Annotated in this window: 14 protein-coding genes and 1 pseudogene; 7 read left to right on the top strand and 8 right to left on the bottom strand. The window is 36.6% G+C overall.

Features of this window, described 5'->3' with window-relative positions; translation table 11 throughout:
• Positions 1-78: 78 nt before the first annotated feature.
• Entirely contained in the window at positions 79-453 is a 375-nt protein-coding gene (locus ABIB40_RS08405) for a four helix bundle protein (RefSeq protein ID WP_354357952.1), read from the bottom strand.
• A 293-nt stretch (positions 454-746) separates the two neighbouring features.
• Here ABIB40_RS08405 and kdpB point away from each other — a divergent pair.
• The 5 genes and pseudogenes from kdpB to ABIB40_RS08380 all read left to right on the top strand — a co-directional run bounded on the left by kdpB (position 747) and on the right by ABIB40_RS08380 (position 7,829).
• Positions 747-2,776: pseudogene (gene kdpB / locus ABIB40_RS08400) on the top strand (potassium-transporting ATPase subunit KdpB).
• Positions 2,777-2,948: 172 nt separating this feature from the next.
• On the top strand, positions 2,949-3,515 hold the full coding sequence (locus tag ABIB40_RS08395; protein ID WP_354357950.1) for a K(+)-transporting ATPase subunit C: 567 nt from the start codon (positions 2,949-2,951) through the stop codon (positions 3,513-3,515).
• Positions 3,516-3,707: 192 nt separating this feature from the next.
• Positions 3,708-4,778, top strand: a complete 1,071-nt coding sequence (locus ABIB40_RS08390) for a porin (RefSeq protein ID WP_354357948.1) — start codon at positions 3,708-3,710, stop codon at positions 4,776-4,778.
• Positions 4,779-4,916: 138 nt separating this feature from the next.
• Positions 4,917-6,047 (top strand): sensor protein KdpD, encoded by a 1,131-nt coding sequence (locus tag ABIB40_RS08385; protein ID WP_354357946.1) that lies wholly within the window; start codon positions 4,917-4,919, stop codon positions 6,045-6,047.
• A 21-nt stretch (positions 6,048-6,068) separates the two neighbouring features.
• Entirely contained in the window at positions 6,069-7,829 is a 1,761-nt protein-coding gene (locus ABIB40_RS08380) for an ATP-binding protein (protein WP_354357944.1), read from the top strand.
• Between the two features lie 250 nt (positions 7,830-8,079).
• Here ABIB40_RS08380 and ABIB40_RS08375 read toward each other — a convergent pair whose 3' ends face one another.
• The gene (locus ABIB40_RS08375) at positions 8,080-8,259 is read right to left on the bottom strand and encodes a hypothetical protein (protein WP_354357942.1); all 180 of its coding nucleotides are present in this window, start codon (positions 8,257-8,259) and stop codon (positions 8,080-8,082) included.
• A gap of 215 nt (positions 8,260-8,474) precedes the next feature.
• Between ABIB40_RS08375 and ABIB40_RS08370 the strand changes: the two genes are divergently transcribed.
• The gene (locus ABIB40_RS08370) at positions 8,475-8,642 is read left to right on the top strand and encodes an RNA polymerase sigma factor (protein WP_354357940.1); all 168 of its coding nucleotides are present in this window, start codon (positions 8,475-8,477) and stop codon (positions 8,640-8,642) included.
• Positions 8,643-8,779: 137 nt separating this feature from the next.
• Positions 8,780-11,692, top strand: a complete 2,913-nt coding sequence (locus ABIB40_RS08365; RefSeq protein ID WP_354357938.1) for a glycosyl hydrolase 115 family protein — start codon at positions 8,780-8,782, stop codon at positions 11,690-11,692.
• Positions 11,693-11,775: 83 nt separating this feature from the next.
• Here the strand turns inward: ABIB40_RS08365 and ABIB40_RS08360 are convergent, their stop codons facing one another.
• The 6 genes from ABIB40_RS08360 to ABIB40_RS08335 all read right to left on the bottom strand — a co-directional run bounded on the left by ABIB40_RS08360 (position 11,776) and on the right by ABIB40_RS08335 (position 16,385).
• A complete protein-coding gene (locus tag ABIB40_RS08360) occupies positions 11,776-12,264 on the bottom strand; it encodes a hypothetical protein (protein ID WP_354357936.1) in 489 nt (162 codons plus the stop codon).
• A 278-nt stretch (positions 12,265-12,542) separates the two neighbouring features.
• On the bottom strand, positions 12,543-13,250 hold the full coding sequence (locus tag ABIB40_RS08355; protein ID WP_354357934.1) for a DUF2071 domain-containing protein: 708 nt from the start codon (positions 13,248-13,250) through the stop codon (positions 12,543-12,545).
• Positions 13,251-13,423: 173 nt separating this feature from the next.
• Positions 13,424-14,392 (bottom strand): hypothetical protein, encoded by a 969-nt coding sequence (locus ABIB40_RS08350; protein ID WP_354357932.1) that lies wholly within the window; start codon positions 14,390-14,392, stop codon positions 13,424-13,426.
• Positions 14,393-14,906: 514 nt separating this feature from the next.
• Positions 14,907-15,380, bottom strand: a complete 474-nt coding sequence (locus ABIB40_RS08345) for a group II truncated hemoglobin (protein ID WP_354357930.1) — start codon at positions 15,378-15,380, stop codon at positions 14,907-14,909.
• Positions 15,381-15,414: 34 nt separating this feature from the next.
• Complete coding sequence (locus tag ABIB40_RS08340; protein WP_354357928.1) at positions 15,415-15,918, bottom strand: transposase; 504 nt, start codon at positions 15,916-15,918, stop codon at positions 15,415-15,417.
• A gap of 11 nt (positions 15,919-15,929) precedes the next feature.
• On the bottom strand, positions 15,930-16,385 hold the full coding sequence (locus ABIB40_RS08335) for a MarR family winged helix-turn-helix transcriptional regulator (protein WP_354357926.1): 456 nt from the start codon (positions 16,383-16,385) through the stop codon (positions 15,930-15,932).
• Between the last annotated feature and the right edge of the window lie 202 nt (positions 16,386-16,587).

Raw genomic sequence — 16,587 nt, 5'->3', positions numbered from 1 at the left:
AATATGGAATTTTACCTAATACCTAATACCTAATACCTATTTCCAATTTACTATTCTCTGTTCCTTATTATCTATGCTCTATCTCCCTGTTCCCTCAATCCGTTTCTTAACCATATTTATAAAACCTAATAAAAGTTTAAAAATTAACTCTAAATCGATGGATACATTATCAAAATCATCAGAAGTAACAAATCCTAAATCTCTCGATAACAACAACAACGTGTCTAATTCACTGGCTGATCCAAGAGCAATGTATAGAAACTGCTGTAATTCTTTATCTGACCGTCTAGCAGAACCTTCGGCAATATTTACTGGGATTGACGTGCATGCTCTCCTAATTTGCGATGTCAGACCAAATCTCTCATCAGCAGGAAATTTTGAAGTAAGGGAATATAATCTCTTCACAAGATTAAAACTCTGTTTCCATACCTCTAAATTTTGGTGTGGTTTCATAGCGGTATTTTTTATGAAATTTACAGCTTTTCATTTGAATAAGGAAATGGCGAATAGGGAAATAGCAAGTGAGGAAATGGACAATAGGCAAACAGGGAATAGACGAGATGCGAACCTAACAATCCCATCAATTTCCCATTACCTATTTCTAGATAACTCGATAACAAACCCAGCCTATTCCCTATTTCCAATTCTTCATTTCCACTTCAGTAATAGCAAGCTCAATCAATTACCTATTCCCAATTTTCTATTTCCAAAACACCATAATTTCTCTTAATTAAAATACGAATAACATGAAATCTCAAAATAAATTATTTGAACCTGCATTAGTGCAAACTGCTCTAAAACAGTCATTCATCAAGTTAGATCCTAGGGTAATGATCAAAAACCCGGTGATGTTTACCGTAGAGGTAGGAACATTGGTAATGGGTTATGTTACGGTTTATTCTATAAATCACGAAGGGCAGGGATCGGCGATCTATAACTTCTGCATTTTCTTTGTATTGTTGCTTACCGTATTGTTTGCCAATTTTGCAGAAGCAATTGCCGAAGCTAGAGGTAAAGCACAAGCAGATTCGTTAAGGAAAACGCGCGAAGAAACACCTGCAAAAGTACTTTTAGCTGATGGAACTATAGAAACAAGGTCTTCAGCTTTGCTAAAAAAAGGTGATGTGTTTGTTTGCGAAACCGGCGATACTATTCCAACGGATGGAGAAATTATCGAAGGAATTGCAACCATAGATGAATCAGCCATTACAGGAGAATCTGCACCGGTTATCCGGGAGTCAGGTGGCGATAAATCTTCTGTAACTGGTGGAACAAAGGTATTGTCGGATGAGATTAAAGTAATGGTAAATACCCAACCTGGCGAGAGCTTTTTGGATAAAATGATTGCTTTGGTGGAAGGTGCATCTCGCCAAAAAACTCCAAATGAAATTGCCTTAACCATTTTATTGGCAAGTTTTACTTTGGTGTTTATTATTGTGTGTATCACACTAAAACCCTTTGCAGATTATGCAAATACACCCATCACCATTGCGGCTTTAATTTCTCTTTTCGTTTGTTTAATCCCTACCACTATTGGCGGCTTACTTTCTGCCATTGGTATTGCCGGAATGGACAGGGCTTTGAGAGCAAATGTGATTACCAAATCTGGTAAAGCAGTGGAAACCGCCGGAGATATTGATGTGTTACTGTTGGATAAAACAGGCACAATCACAATTGGAAATAGAAAGGCAACAAAATTTTACCCTACCGCGGGCGTAGATAATAAGAGCTTTACAGATGCTTGTGTATTGAGTTCATTAGCTGATGAAACTCCAGAAGGAAAATCGATTGTAGAATTGGCCGGGTTACAAGATAATGCGGTTTTAAGAACAGCTCCTCAAGGATCTACATTTATCAAATTTACAGCAGAGACTAGGTCTAGTGGTTTGGATACGATGGAAGGAAAAAGGATTCGTAAGGGTGCTTTTGATTCCATTCGTAACATCGTTTTGAAAGCATGAAATCCTTTTCCAGAAGACATTGAGGAATGGGTAAAAGCTATCGCCAGTAACGGTGGAACACCATTAGTGGTCTCAGAAAATGATAAAGCACTTGGTGTAGTCGAACTTCAGGATATCATTAAGCCAGGCATTAGCGAACGTTTTGAACGGTTAAGAAAAATGGGCGTGAAAACCGTAATGGTTACTGGAGACAATCCTTTAACCGCAAAGTTTATCGCAGAAAAAGCAGGTGTAGATGATTTCATCGCAGAAGCAAAGCCAGAAGATAAAATGACTACATTAAAGATGAACAAGCTTTAGGTAAGTTGGTGGCTATGATGGGCGATGGAACAAACGATGCTCCAGCACTTGCCCAGGCAGATGTTGGTGTGGCAATGAATAGCGGAACCCAAGCGGCTAAAGAAGCTGGTAACATGGTCGACTTAGACAATGATCCTACAAAGCTAATTGAGATTGTGGAGATTGGAAAGCAGTTGCTAATCACCCGCGGAACATTGACTACCTTTTCTATTGCGAATGATGTGGCTAAATATTTTGCCATTGTTCCTGCGCTATTTATCGCTTCTATTCCAGCCCTGCAAAGTTTAAATATTATGGGTTTACACAGTCCAGAAAGCGCAATACTTTCTGCCGTAATTTTCAATGCAATCATCATCCCAATACTTATACCACTTGCATTAAAAGGAGTGGAATATAAGCCAATCGGCGCAAGCGCATTATTGCGTAGAAATTTACTGATTTATGGTTTTGGAGGAGTGATTGCGCCTTTTATCGGCATTAAATTAATTGATTTACTTGTTGGCTTATTTGTTTAAGGAAGGGAATGGGGAATAGGAAATAGGGTAGTAGGTAATAGATAATAAAAAACAAAAAATAAACAAAAAATAAAAAAGCGGAAGCAGCGGATTAAAAGCCTGGGGTAGACATTGTATATTAAACTAGTCTATTCCCATTTTTCAATTTCCTATTCCCTAAAAAAACAACATCATGAAAAAATACATCATACAATCTTTACGTCTTACAGCAGTATTATTGGTATTGCTCTGCGTAATTTATCCACTCATCGTAGCATTTGTCGGCAGGTTTTCTAAGGGTAATGGCGGCGGAGAAACAATAAGTAAAAATGGAAAAGTAGTGGGCTATGCCCTCGAGGGGCAATCTTTCACCAAGCCAGAATATTTTTGGGGAAGACCATCTGCGGCAGGATATAATGCTGCCGGTTCTGGGGGTTCAAATAAAGGACCATCGAATGCCGAATACTTAAAACAAGTGTCTGATAGGATTGATACCTTGTTGAAGTATAATCCGACCATAAAGAAGGCAGATATTCCTGCTGATATGGTTACTGCTTCTGGTAGCGGGTTAGATCCTAACATTTCTGTGCAAGGTGCGGATATCCAGATTAAGCGGGTGGCCGCCTATCGGAAGTTGGATGAAAAAACTGTCTCAGACTTGGTAGATAAAAATACAAAAGGTCCACTTTTGGGTATGTTTGGTCCATCTTCTGTAAATGTGTTGGAACTAAATCTTGCCTTGGACGATTTAAAAAAATAACAAAAAAAGAATCCCCGGGCTTAAATCTTGATGCGTTTGCCGACCTGTTGAACAGACGGCCTGGTCGTTCTTTGCTCAGATTATAATTCTAAAAAAAAACATAGTTAGCTTGATTGGTGATTTTGATTTACAATTTCCCATGATTGTAATAAGATCATCGTCAGCTGCTCATTCATACAAAATTCAAATAAAATGAAAAAACTTTTAATATTAACCGCTGCTTTGGCAGTAGGAACAGTGGCATATAGCCAAGACAAACCTAAATTTACCGTTTCTGGCTACGTAGAAGCCTATTATGGTTATGATTTTAATAAGCCTGCAGACCACAGTAGGCCGTCATTTATCTATTCGCACAATAGAACAAATGAAGTAAACCTGAACTTAGGATTTATTAAAGGTGCGTACGATGATGGTACAGTGCGTGCGAATCTTTCATTGATGACAGGTACTTATGCCAATGCAAATCTGGCAGCAGAACCTGGTGTTTTAAAAAACATTTATGAGGCCAACGCAGGTGTGAAACTATCTAAAACTACTAATTTATGGATTGATGCGGGTATTTTTTCATCACACATTGGCTTCGAAAGCGCAATATCTAAGGACTGTTGGGTATTAACCAGAAATATCTCCTCTGAGAATACCCCTTTTTATGAATCTGGTGCCAAAGTTAGCTATAGTACTAGCGACAATAAGTTTTCGGCGGTTGTTTTATACCTAAACGGATGGCAAAGAATTACGCGCCAAGCAGGAAATAACAAACCAGCAGGCGGGTTGCAATTAACCTGGAAACCAACAGATAAAATTACAGTAAATTATAGCAATTATTTAGGTACCGAGGGTGCAGATTCTGTACGAGTAACCCGATTTTATCACGATATTTATGGAATATTCCAAGTTACAGACAAATTGGGACTTACCGTTGGCTTTGATTATGGAACGCAGCAAAAAGCGAAAGGAAATAGTGCTAAGAATGAGGTGCTGTCTCCGGTAGCTATAGTTCAGTATAAATTTGCGGATAAATTTGCCGTTGCGGGTAGAATAGAATATTATAAGGACAGAAACGGTTTGTTTATCTCCACAGGTACGCCAAACGGTTTTAAAACAACGGGATATTCTTTAAATTTAGATTATGCTCCAATAAGCAATGCCGTGATTAGGGTAGAGGGTAAGGTATATGACAGCAAGGACAAAGTATTTGCGAGAGGTTTAGATGCAGTGAATAATAACGCGTCAATCACTACAAGTATAGCCGTATCATTTTAAAACTTGCGATGGGCAAGAACGAATTTAATAAAATAAGTTGTAAAATTAATCCTTTGCTTTGGCAGGGATTAATTTTGACGTTACCAATTTTAAAGTTAATTAACGATACATCATTATCGAATGATAAATTAACGTTTAATGGAAGAACAAAATAAGGCCGATTCTGTAAAAAAATTCTTAGATCTCGTAAAGAAATCTCGAAGGGGAAAATTTAAGGTGTACATTGGCATGAGTGCTGGAGTAGGGAAAACTTACAGAATGCTGCAAGAAGCGCATGCTTTACTAAAAAACGGAATTGACATACAAATTGGCTATATAGAAACTCACATGCGAGAAGAAACGCATGCGCTCTTGGCCGGAATTCCGCTTATCCCAAGAAGAAAAATTTTTTATAAGGGAAAAGAGTTGGAAGAAATGGATGTACAGGCCATTATTAATATTCATCCAGAAGTTGTTATTGTAGATGAACTTGCACATTCTAATGTAGAAGGGAGCAAAAACAGCAAACGTTGGCAAGATGTTGTCGATATTTTAGATGCTGGTATTTCGGTAATTTCTGCGGTAAACATTCAGCATTTAGAAAGCATGAATGAAGAAATTGAGAAAATTACTGGTATTCCAATTACGGAGCGTATACCCGATAAAATTTTAGAGACTGCAGATGAAATTGTCAACATAGATTTAACGGCAGATGAACTGATCGATCGGCTTAAAGCAGGAAAAATTTACGATAAAAGTAAGATTCAACTTGCCTTAAATAATTTCTTTCAGCCAGAGCGAATTCTCCAATTGAGAGAACTTGCACTAAAAGAAGTTGCGCATCATTTAGAAAGGAAAATTGATATAGAAATTCCGAAGCAAATTAAACTGCGGCCCGAACGATTTATGGCCTGTATTTCTAGCAATCACGAAACGGCAAAAACCATCATCAGAAAGACCGCTAGGTTGGCGTCATATTATCGATCGCCATGGATTGTGCTTTATGTGCAACGGACTAGTGAGGGTGGAGATAAAATTAAATTAGATGCTCAGCGTTACCTGATTAACAATTTTAAGTTGGCCACAGAACTTGGCGCTGAGGTAATAAAAATAAAAAGTGATGACGTGACAAAAACCATTGTAAAAATCGCTTCAGAGAAAGAAATTACCACGATATGTATAGGTAAACCACATTTAAATCTTTTTCAAGTAATTATGCGAACCGCAATTTTTAATGAACTGCTAAAAGACATCTCGGCCACAGAGACAGATCTCGTAATTTTATCCTAAGTATTTAATAACTCTATCACCATGAAAATAAAAAAAAAATTACGATTAGGCTTTGGGTTTCTATTCATAGTTGTGCTTTCCTTCGGCGCGCTTTCACTCTACTATATGAACAAAATTTCTGTAAGTTCTAAGGTGATTTTGAAGGATAATTATGAGAGCCTAAAATACACGCGCGTAATGAGGGCTATCTTAGATGACAATGAGCTTCCCCTTTCTACCGACAATGCTTCTGCATTCAAACGTCAATTAAATCAAGAAGAAAAAAATATTACCGAAAAAGGAGAAGAACAAGCGGTTAGCATTATGAAAACTGCATTTTCCGAAATAAGTAGTCGGAATCTTGTACCAACCGAAATTGCGCGACTGCAAAAACAAATGCGGTTACAACTCCGGAATATCGACAAACTGAACATGGACGCAATTGTTCGGAAAAATGAAACGGCGCAACAAGGAGTAGAGAAAGCGGCAAGTTATTTGATTTTTGCCGCGTCAGTTTGTGCCTTAATTTTATTTTCTTTTGTAGTAAATTTTCCAAGTTTTGTCGCCAATCCATTAAAGGAGTTATCCGAAGCGATTAAGGGAATTAGTAGGAGAAATTATAAGCAACATTTAACTTTTAATGGAGATGATGAGTTTTCTGAACTTGCCGCTGAATTTAATGCGATGGCAAGTCAGCTTAATAAATGGGAAAACACAAATTTGGCTAAGCTTCAATCAGAAAAATTGAGAATTGATGCCATTATAGAACAGATGCAAGATGCTATTATCGGCTTAAATGAAAATAAAGAAATTTTATTTTTAAACCATGTGGCCATTCAGCTGCTTGGATTAAATGTTAAAGATGCTGTCGGTGCAAGCGCACTCAAACTGATGAAAAAAAACGATTTGCTGAACAAGGTTTTGCAAACTTGTGGAAATGAAAAACCAATGAAAATCTATGCAGATAATAAAGAATCATATTTTCAATTAGAGCGTAGAGAAATAATCGTTCCAACTTACGAAGAACAACATGACGCTGTGGTTATGCAAACCGGGAAAAATGCTGGCGAGGTTTACATCTTAAAAAACATTACCCAATACAAAGAGCTAGACGAAGCAAAAACTAATTTTATAGCGACGGTTTCTCACGAACTAAAAACCCCAATTGCCTCCATTAAAATGAGTTTAAAACTAATAAATGATGAACGCGTTGGTAAGATGAACACGGAACAAAAGGAATTGGTAAATAATATTGGTGAGGATTGTGGCCGTTTATTAAAGATTACGAGCGAATTGCTAGATCTCGCCCAAGTAGAAACCGGTAATTTACAACTTAAATTTTCTAAGACAGATCCACAAGAAATTGCTGATTATGCAATCGAAGCAGTAAAGTTTCAGGCAGAGCAAAAGGCTGTACAATTAGAATTAATTACCAAAGGTGGTTTGTCTTTTATCAATGTCGATATTGAAAAAACGGCTTGGGTATTGACAAATCTATTGTCAAACGCACTACGTTATAGTGCAGAAAAATCTAAAGTCATCATTCAAATTACAGAGAAAGGGAGTAATGTCGAATATTCCGTGCGAGATTTTGGTAAAGGCATAGAAGAGCAGTATCAAAAACGATTATTCGACCGCTATTACCAGGTGCCAACTGATGGCAGTAATAAATCTGGTTCGGGTTTAGGACTCGCTATTTCTAAAGATTTTATAGAAGCCGAAAACGGCAAAATTTGGGTAGAAAGCGCGGTTGGCGAAGGCAGCACTTTTACTTTTGCGTTGCCGATCGCAAAAGAGCTGTAACACGTTTTAAATGTGCTTAACAAATCGTCCCGGTAAGAATTTTTATTCAGCGAGTATAAAGCATCATCGCTCCAAGCTACTACTCAAATCCAACAAAATCCAAGAACGGTTTTTACTTTTAACTTATTTTGTTTTAAGAGCTTTATAAAATCGTTTGCGCCAATCTCTTCGTTACTATGTATAAATACAATGCTGTAGAATTATAATACCTAGTCTTTGACGAGAAATAATATATATTTTTTCATTTTAATTATGATGTAACCAGGTGCATGTTTCTATCTTTCACTTCATCTCTTTCGATGATGTAAAAGGGAAATTTAGTGTCTGGTTCGCTGTACGCAACCCTAAAACCTAAACCATTTACAAATAAGTTTAATCTGATGCTAACATCAGCATAGCATATCTTTGGTATAACTTTTATCAGTTTCATAGCTTTTTACTACAGAGAAGGTTTAAGAAACGTAATTTATAAAATTAAACATTAAATGTGTCCTTATTTTTAGCATACTGATTGATTTTTAGTCAAACTCTAGCGTACTGATGAAGAATTAAACCAAATTTTTAAATTGTAGAGGTTACTTTGTTTTTTTTTTGATTATTAATTCGCAACTTGGACGATGATTACCTTTTAACCATTTGTTCTGCATGAGTCACCTAGAAAAATTTTCTGATGCTGAGCTTCTATCCTTAATGCAGCGGGATGAGGTGCCTGCTTTTATTGAAATCTATAACCGCTATTGGGATAAACTTTTCTATGCCGCTTACAAAAGAGTGAAGAATACGGAAGAAATTATAACAGAATCCGGGATATAATTAATGAAATTACCTCAATTAAATGACGAAATAGGTTTGGCTATTTATCATTTATTACCTTGCCGCTAAAAATTCGACCACTAAATTAGCGCTCCTCAATTTATAGTCTAATATCTTTAAAAAAACATCGCGAAAAGATGAAAACCCAAAATTCACAAAAATGCATCGCAATTTGCATATTTCTATGTTCAGCTGTCATCGGGCAACTATCTGCCCAAGTAAAAATACTGCAAAACCACCAAAAAAGTGCTGGTGCTTTTCCACTTATAGTTAATGGGAAAGCGGCAAATATTTACTATGATAAGGCCGATGCAGAAGTTGTAGCTCAGGTTGCGCAGCTGTTTGCTAATGATATTAGCCTGGTTTCGGGCGGTAAAAGTCCGGTTTTTACAACCAAAAAGCCTGCGGGCAAAACCGCCATTATTATCGGTACCATAGGGGCAAATGAAGTAGTCGACAACCTTATCAAAACAAAAAAAATAAATGTAGATTCTATTAAGGGCGGTTGGGAACAATTTGTAATAAAAACCGTAAAAAACCCTATGCGTGGCGTTGCGCAGGCATTGGTAATTGTGGGTAGCGATAGGCGTGGAACAGCTTACGGAACGTTTACCATTTCTAAAGCCATAGGCATTTCTCCGTGGTACTGGTGGGCAGATGTTCCGGTTAAGAAAGACAAAAATGTTTACCTAGCACCATTAAATTATGTTTCTAAAGAGCCATCTGTTAAATATCGCGGCATTTTTATAAATGATGAAGATTGGGGAATGCACCCTTGGGCGGCAAAGAAAATGGATACCGACATTAAAGACATTGGGCCAAAAACTTATGCAAAAGTGTGCGAGCTTTTGCTAAGGCTTAAAGCCAATATGCTTGCGCCCGCAATGCACCCGGTATCTGGCGCTTTTAATAAATATCCCGAAAACAAAAAAGTGGCCGATCGCTTTGCAATTATGATGACCTCTAGCCACACCGAGCCGCTACTTTTTAACAACGCTAGCGAGTGGGACAAGAAAGTAAATGGCAATTGGAACTACCTTACCAATAAAAACGGAGTGCTGAACGTGCTAGACAAGCGCGTAAAAGAAAACTCGCCCTACGAGAATATTTACACCATGGGTATGCGCGGAATACACGACAGCGAAATGGCGGCGGTGCCAAAAGGCGTAACCAAGGTAAGCGTTTTAGAAGATGTAATTAAAGGCGAGAGAGGCATCTTAGAAAAATACATCAAAAAGCCGATTATAGACATTCCACAAATATTTGTGCCTTACAAAGAGGTTTTAAACATTTATGAGCAGGGACTAAAATTGCCCGATGATGTTACCATTGTTTGGCCTGATGATAACTTTGGCTACATTAAACGCTTAAGCGATAGTAAGGAAGCAGCGAGATCTGGAGGAGCTGGGGTTTACTATCATATTTCTTATTTGGGCGAGCCGAACGATTATTTATGGGTAAACACTACGCCGCCTGCTTTAATTTATGAGGAAATGCTTAAAGCTTATCAAACGGGAGCGAAACGTTATTGGCTTTTAAACGTAGGCGATATTAAACCGGGCGAGCTTGGTATGCAGTTCTTTTTGGATATGGCCTGGAATATAAACGATTTTAATTTCGACAATATTCCGAACTATGAAAGCAATTTTCTGACCTCTATTTTTGGCGAGCAATATAGAACAGACTTAACTGATGTTATCCATCGTTATTATAAACTTGGTTTTACACGTAAACCAGAATATATGGGCTGGGATTTTAGGTGGAACGCCATGTTTACCGAAGAGCACATATACGATACCGATTTCTCCTTTCAAAATTATAACGAGGCTCAAAATAGGATCGATAGTTACGATGAAATATCAGCGAAAGCAGAAAAAATAATGAAAGATTTGCCCACAGCGTATGTTCCCTCGTTTTACGAACTGCTCTATTATCCGGTAAAAGGTGCAGATTTAATGAACAAAAAAATGTTGGTTGCCCAAAAGAATCGCTGGTACGCACGGCAAGGTAGATCGATTACCAATCAACTGGCAAAAGATGTTGTCGCATATCACGATAGTATTGCGATGATTACCAAACATTACAATGGCTTGCTTAACGGCAAATGGGACGGGATGATGACGGCGCCGGATGCGTTGCCGAAACCTCAGGTAGCTCCAACAGAAACCATCTCTTTGCCAGAAAATGCCGAGATGGGGATTTTCGTTTCTGGCGAAGACGGCGTTCATGGTTTTAACAATTTTCATTTGCTACCGCGATTTAATTCTTTTACGAAAAGGAAATATCACATCGAGGTTTATAATAAGGGCAAAGACGAATTAAGCTGGAAAGCGTCAACTAAAAACGATTGGATTAAGCTTAGTAAAACCAGTGGAAAGACGCCCACACAAGAGAAGATTTGGGTTTCGGTTGATTGGGAGAAGGCGCCAATCGGAGTAGATGGCAAAGGCGAAATAGAAGTTAGCGGAGCTGGAAAATCTGAAAAAATCTTCGTTTCTCTTTTTAATCAGGCAGCCACCGAGCTGAATAATTTAAAGGGAATGCCAATTGAAGATAACGGCGTTGTTGTAATTAGTCCTGCAAATTTTAACAGAAAAACAGAGAAGAACGGCGTAAAAATTCAGGTAATCAATCAGTTGGGTTATGAGGGCAAGAGCTTGCAGTTGGGAAATGTAACAGATAATGCCTGGAATTCTAGCAGTACGGAGTACGATTTTTACACTACCGATGCAGGTTCTGCCACCGTTTACACCTACGCTTTACCTGTATTTGCAAAGAACAAAGAACATAAAACCCAATACGGCGTATCAATAGACGACAGTTATACCCATTGGATGACCACGGCATCAGAAGAATATTCTTTTGCTTGGAAGCAAAATGTAATTAGAAACAGTGCGATTGGAACAACCACAATAAGCATAGATAAACCCGGCAAACACACGCTAAAATTAATTGCTGGCGATCCTGGCATGGTAATTCAAAAAGTGGTGATAGATTTTGGTGGATTAAAAAGGTCTTACCTTGGGCCAAAACCTACCTTGGTTAAATAGTAATTTAGAACGGCTGTTTCTTTAATCGGAGCAGCCGTTTACTTTTCCATACCTTTTTAAACCTATTTTTAGGTGAAGCCAAATTAACAAGGCGACCAGTAGGTAATCTTAGAAAGTAGTCCGCCAGCAAATGAGAAAACTAAAGCGTCGTCGGAATTTTTATAGAATATGGAAATTTTATTTTCAGTAACCTTAACTGCAAACATACGTTCAAATTCTTTTATCGTTGTTTTATATGAAAGGAGGAGGTTTTTATAGGTTATTTTATGCTTCATTTTGGGGTTAAACAATACTTCCTCTAATTGATAGTTTAAGGTGTTTCCAGTAAACGTTATGTAGGAATATTGCATGGAGTAATGCGTTCCACCCGGTTGGCTATCTGAGAGAAAGCCACATTCATAATTGGGTTTAAATACTTTAATAGGTTTCCCAAATTTTTTTAGTAGGTCTTGCTTATTCGTTCTAAAACATAATCCATCAACCCTAAAGTCTTTATAATAAACCGTTCTCGCTTGGGAAAAAGCAAGAGTCGTAAAAATTGCGATAAAAAAAGCTAGTGTAAGTTTTTTCATAGACGATTGCGGGGTTGAGTTAGTTTAAAGGTAACAAAAGATTGGAAGCAATTTCCCGTAAATTTTAAACCTGAATTACACCCAAAGAGCGTAAAGAGAAAGAACGTTAATAACAAGAGGAATGTCATCTTCATAAATTTACATATAACGTTTGCAAGTTTTAAGGCGAACCTTTAATTATTTACAGAGCAGAACCTACTCTACTAAACTAAATAATTTACTTAAAATTTTCGTGCTACTACTTCGGCTTAACTTAATGCTGCTTTTATAGCATTTGGTTACTTATCCGTTTCGCTTTTCCATTCGTGTTCAATGTTTGTCATTAGCAATGCGTTGTCAAAAATTACCGAATCTTTGGGAAAAATTTCTTCGTTTTCAAAAAAGCTAGATTTTACTTTCAACACGTCAAGTGGTGTAACTTCCCATTTATATGCTTTCAATCTCAACCCGTCAAATTTGTCTTTGTTTGGTAAATAACCAAGGTCGCCGTTTTCAAAAAAGTTAGAGGCATTTTTTAATGTTTCAAAAATAGATGTGTCATTAAACAGCGTTGTTTCATTAGCGTCAATTAGTATTTCGGTGTCGTCCGAGCTTTTGAAGTCGATGTGAAAGGTCCCTTTACTTTCTTTTACGTTGAATTTGGCGTAATAATGTTTACCGGGAAATATTCGTCCACCAACAAGCGCATTCAGTTTTAGAGATGTGTCTCTCCGAGGAATATAAACACCAGATTTTGTTTCACCGTTTTCGTCCCATTCTACCGCAATTCTGTGAGCGCCATTTTCAGAGTTTACCCCCATAAAGTCCGGAAGTCCTTTTGGTTTTATGTTTTTTAGTCTGATTAGGCAAATTCCAACGATAGCTTTTTCTTTATAAATTTTTGGTCTAAAAGGAAACGGAATAATTTTCTCCACCGCGTTTGGGTCAGCAGTAAAGTTGATTAATATTCTTCTCTCGATATATCCATGAATTGTTGGGATTTTCATTGCCGTGTCGGTTTTAATATCATTGGTTATTATGGTTTACAGGTTTGTGCAGAAATGGCATTAATGCAAAACCATTGTCGCACTGCACCAAATTAAGTAAATAACAGATGAAATAATGTAAACCGCCGACAGCCATTTTCGAGCAAATTTGCTGTTGTAGCCATTGGTTTTTATTACTCAATTGTCCGTATATGTTTGTCCTTACAGTAATTTTCAACTTCTGTATCATTTGCAAAATAGTTGTCACAAAATTCGTCAAGTTCTTTTTCTGCTCCAGAAACATATTTTTCGCTGGCTGTCATTAACGTTTCAGTTTGTTCAATGAATTTTTCAAACTCTTTATTCATCTTACAAAGTTTGTCAATTGTCTTAAAATCCAAGTCACGAAATACAGAAGGATAAAGTACCTTACTTTGATATGGATTTGCATTAAGTTCGATTATTCCTATTCCGAACGATTGGTTAAGCCTCGCCATTTCTTCATTCAAACTGTCGCTAAATTCAAAAGCAACTAAGTAGCCATAATTTGCCCAGCTCGAATTTGAAACTGCCTGAAAAAATGCTTTTTTAAGTTCGCTATCGCTATTTATTTCTCTTTTAAGTTCGTAAGAGCTAATTTTAAAAGTGTCAATACGATTTATAGATTTTAAAAAATTCTGACTAGCTTTTGTCTGTAAGTTCAAAAATTTAATTCCAACCATATCTGGATGTGTCCAAATTTGATTGTTGTCTTTTCCGTTTGATTGTTCGTGAAAAATTGTCTTTGAGTAAGTGTCAGTATTTTTCAAGTAACTGCTCAAAAGTTTGTGCAAATCTCGTTCTTCGTAAGTTTTTGACTTGTTTGTTTTTTTTGGTTTTATTGTCGGAACTTCAGTTTCGCCACTCAAGATTTCTATTCCGATATTTTGTTCATTTTTTGTCAAGTAATAGGAATAAGTTCCGCCGTCTTGCTTTATACGTTTTACTCTAGTATCTCCATTGCGAATGAAGTCGCCTAAAACAGCCGAAATTGTCGAACCCGGCGTCTTTGAAACAGTAAAGTCATAATATTTATTGTCAAGAATATGGTTAAGGACTGCCAAATAATTTGTTACGTTATTGATGTCTTCTAAGCTTTTTAATACTGCTTCTTTTAATGTCATTTTCGTTTGTTTTCGGTTAGTCGTTTAGTTCGGTCGGACAACTCCCAAATATACGCAACGATTCTCCTAAAAAACCGGCCATCGAACTTATGGAATAAGATTTTGTTTGCGTCTTTCGGGTTTACTTTACATCTTAAAAACATCATCGTTAAAATGAAAAGATATTTTTAGCGCGTATGGTTGGTTATCCCACAACTAATATACCAACCAGTTTTGGTATTAGAAAACGGGAAAACGTAAAAAGTAATTTTTTAAAGCGTTAAAGAATCTGATCTTTTAATTTCCAAGCTTTAAAGGGTTTGTGATTATTTAAAAAATCTAAAATGGTCATATACAACCGTATCTGGTTGATTAATCGTAATTTCACTTATGATTGTGTAGTCCTTTTTTGTAAAAATAGCTGCAAGTAAAATAAGAGCAATTAAGCCTAAAATTGAATAAAGTGCTGTTATCATTTTACTCTTCCTTTTTGTTAGTTTATTAGCATTTCGTTGTTAGTCTTCACTACGCCGTTTTATTTTTGAATATAAGGCCCGCCTGTTTCTCCCCAGCCCCATTTTGGCATTGGTTCGCTTTCAACCATTGTATTTTCTGTCAGTTGAGAATTGATAACTGCAAGTCTTGATCCCCATTCTAAATAACCAACAAAAGCAGAACGAAATTCTGGGTCGCTTTTTAAACCTATTTCATCTGCCGTTTGAAGTAACAATTGAACCCATCGCTGCCGTTTTTGTTCTGTCAGCATTTTTCCAATATGTTCTCCAATCATTTTAGAATGACTGCCATGGTCTTCGGTTGTGTAAAGTTTAGGTCCTCCAAAAACCTCTGCTACAAAATGAGCAACGTGTTTAATATGCTCCGGAGACATATGCTTAAATACTTCTTCTAATAAATCGTCTTTCAAAACCTTGTCGTAAAACTTGGTAAACAAGGTTTCAAAGGTTTGAATGTTGCCCGTCCATTCGTAAAGTGTAGGTATGGTTTTCATCTTTTTTTTATTTTTCGTGTTGTTTGCTTATTGTCTAAAATATTTTCAAGTTCATTAACTTCACACACAGTGGAATTAGCCCCAATGAAACGGCAATAAAAATCCCAACTCTAATATAGTTTAGGTTTCGCCACATTATAGTTTTGTTTAATAAGTCTGTTCCAATACTTTCTAAGTTCGCTATTTTTTGAAACTCGATTATATTAGTTGCAAAATACATTAATGTCCAAACACGAACTGAAAAATGAATAGCAAATAAAATCAAAAGTGAATTTCTAATATCTAATTTCCAACAGAAAATAATTGCTAAAATAAAAGTGATTTCGTGTAAAGAATGGATAACTATCCAAAAAGTTTTAAGGTCAAGTCCATACTTACCTTTAAACATTTGAAACGTTTCTGGTGGCGCAGCTGTCCATTTTGGAACGATTACAGCGGTTTCAAAAATTTGTGCACCGTTCATTAAAAAATAAACAAGCGTTGTAATCAATAGCCAAATTTCGGCCCTGTTTATGTATTCAGAAGTTATATTTTGCATTTTTAATGGTATTATTTTGTGTTGAGCTTATTTGTTGTTTCGTTCATTATTTCAATTGCTTGTGAAAAGTAGGCTTCGATAATTTTAATTTCATTCTCTGTAAATGAACCGATCAAATCTTCAGATTTTTTTTGCAGTTCAGCAAAAAGTGGCTCTAAAAGTTCCATTATATTTTTAGTGTTAGGTTCAATAATAACTTTCCGCCTGTCTTCTTTTAAAAATTGTCTTTTTACTAATTTTTTCTTTTCAAGTCGGTCAATTAACCCTGTTATAGCACCTGTTGTCAATCCTGTTAAATTTGAGAGTTCTCCAGCGGTCATTTGCCCCTTTTGGATTAAAAGCCCTAAGTATTTATGGTCAGTTCCAGAAAGCCCAGCTTTTCGGGCAATCGCTTCATGCATCAGGATAGAAGTGTCCGAATATTGTCGGCTCAAAATTCTTAGCCGTTTAATTAAGTCGGTATTCATTTTGTGTCTTATTAAATAATTATCTTAGTCACAAAGATAAAATTAAAAATACAATTTGTCCAAATAAAGTTGGAATCATGAAAATTGAGTTGCCTAAATGTATTTTGTCGGAATTTTGTGATATGTAGAGTGTCCGTTTACCATAAGTGTTAACGAGTTGGAGATTTCAGAAATTGAGGTTCTAATTGCAGAAACTCCTTCA

Source organism: Pedobacter sp. UYP30 (genome assembly GCF_040547165.1).
Classification (GTDB): Bacteria; Bacteroidota; Bacteroidia; order Sphingobacteriales; family Sphingobacteriaceae; genus Pedobacter.
The sequence above is the reverse complement of the archived record's forward strand: the minus strand, read 5'-3'. Positions and strand labels throughout refer to the sequence as shown.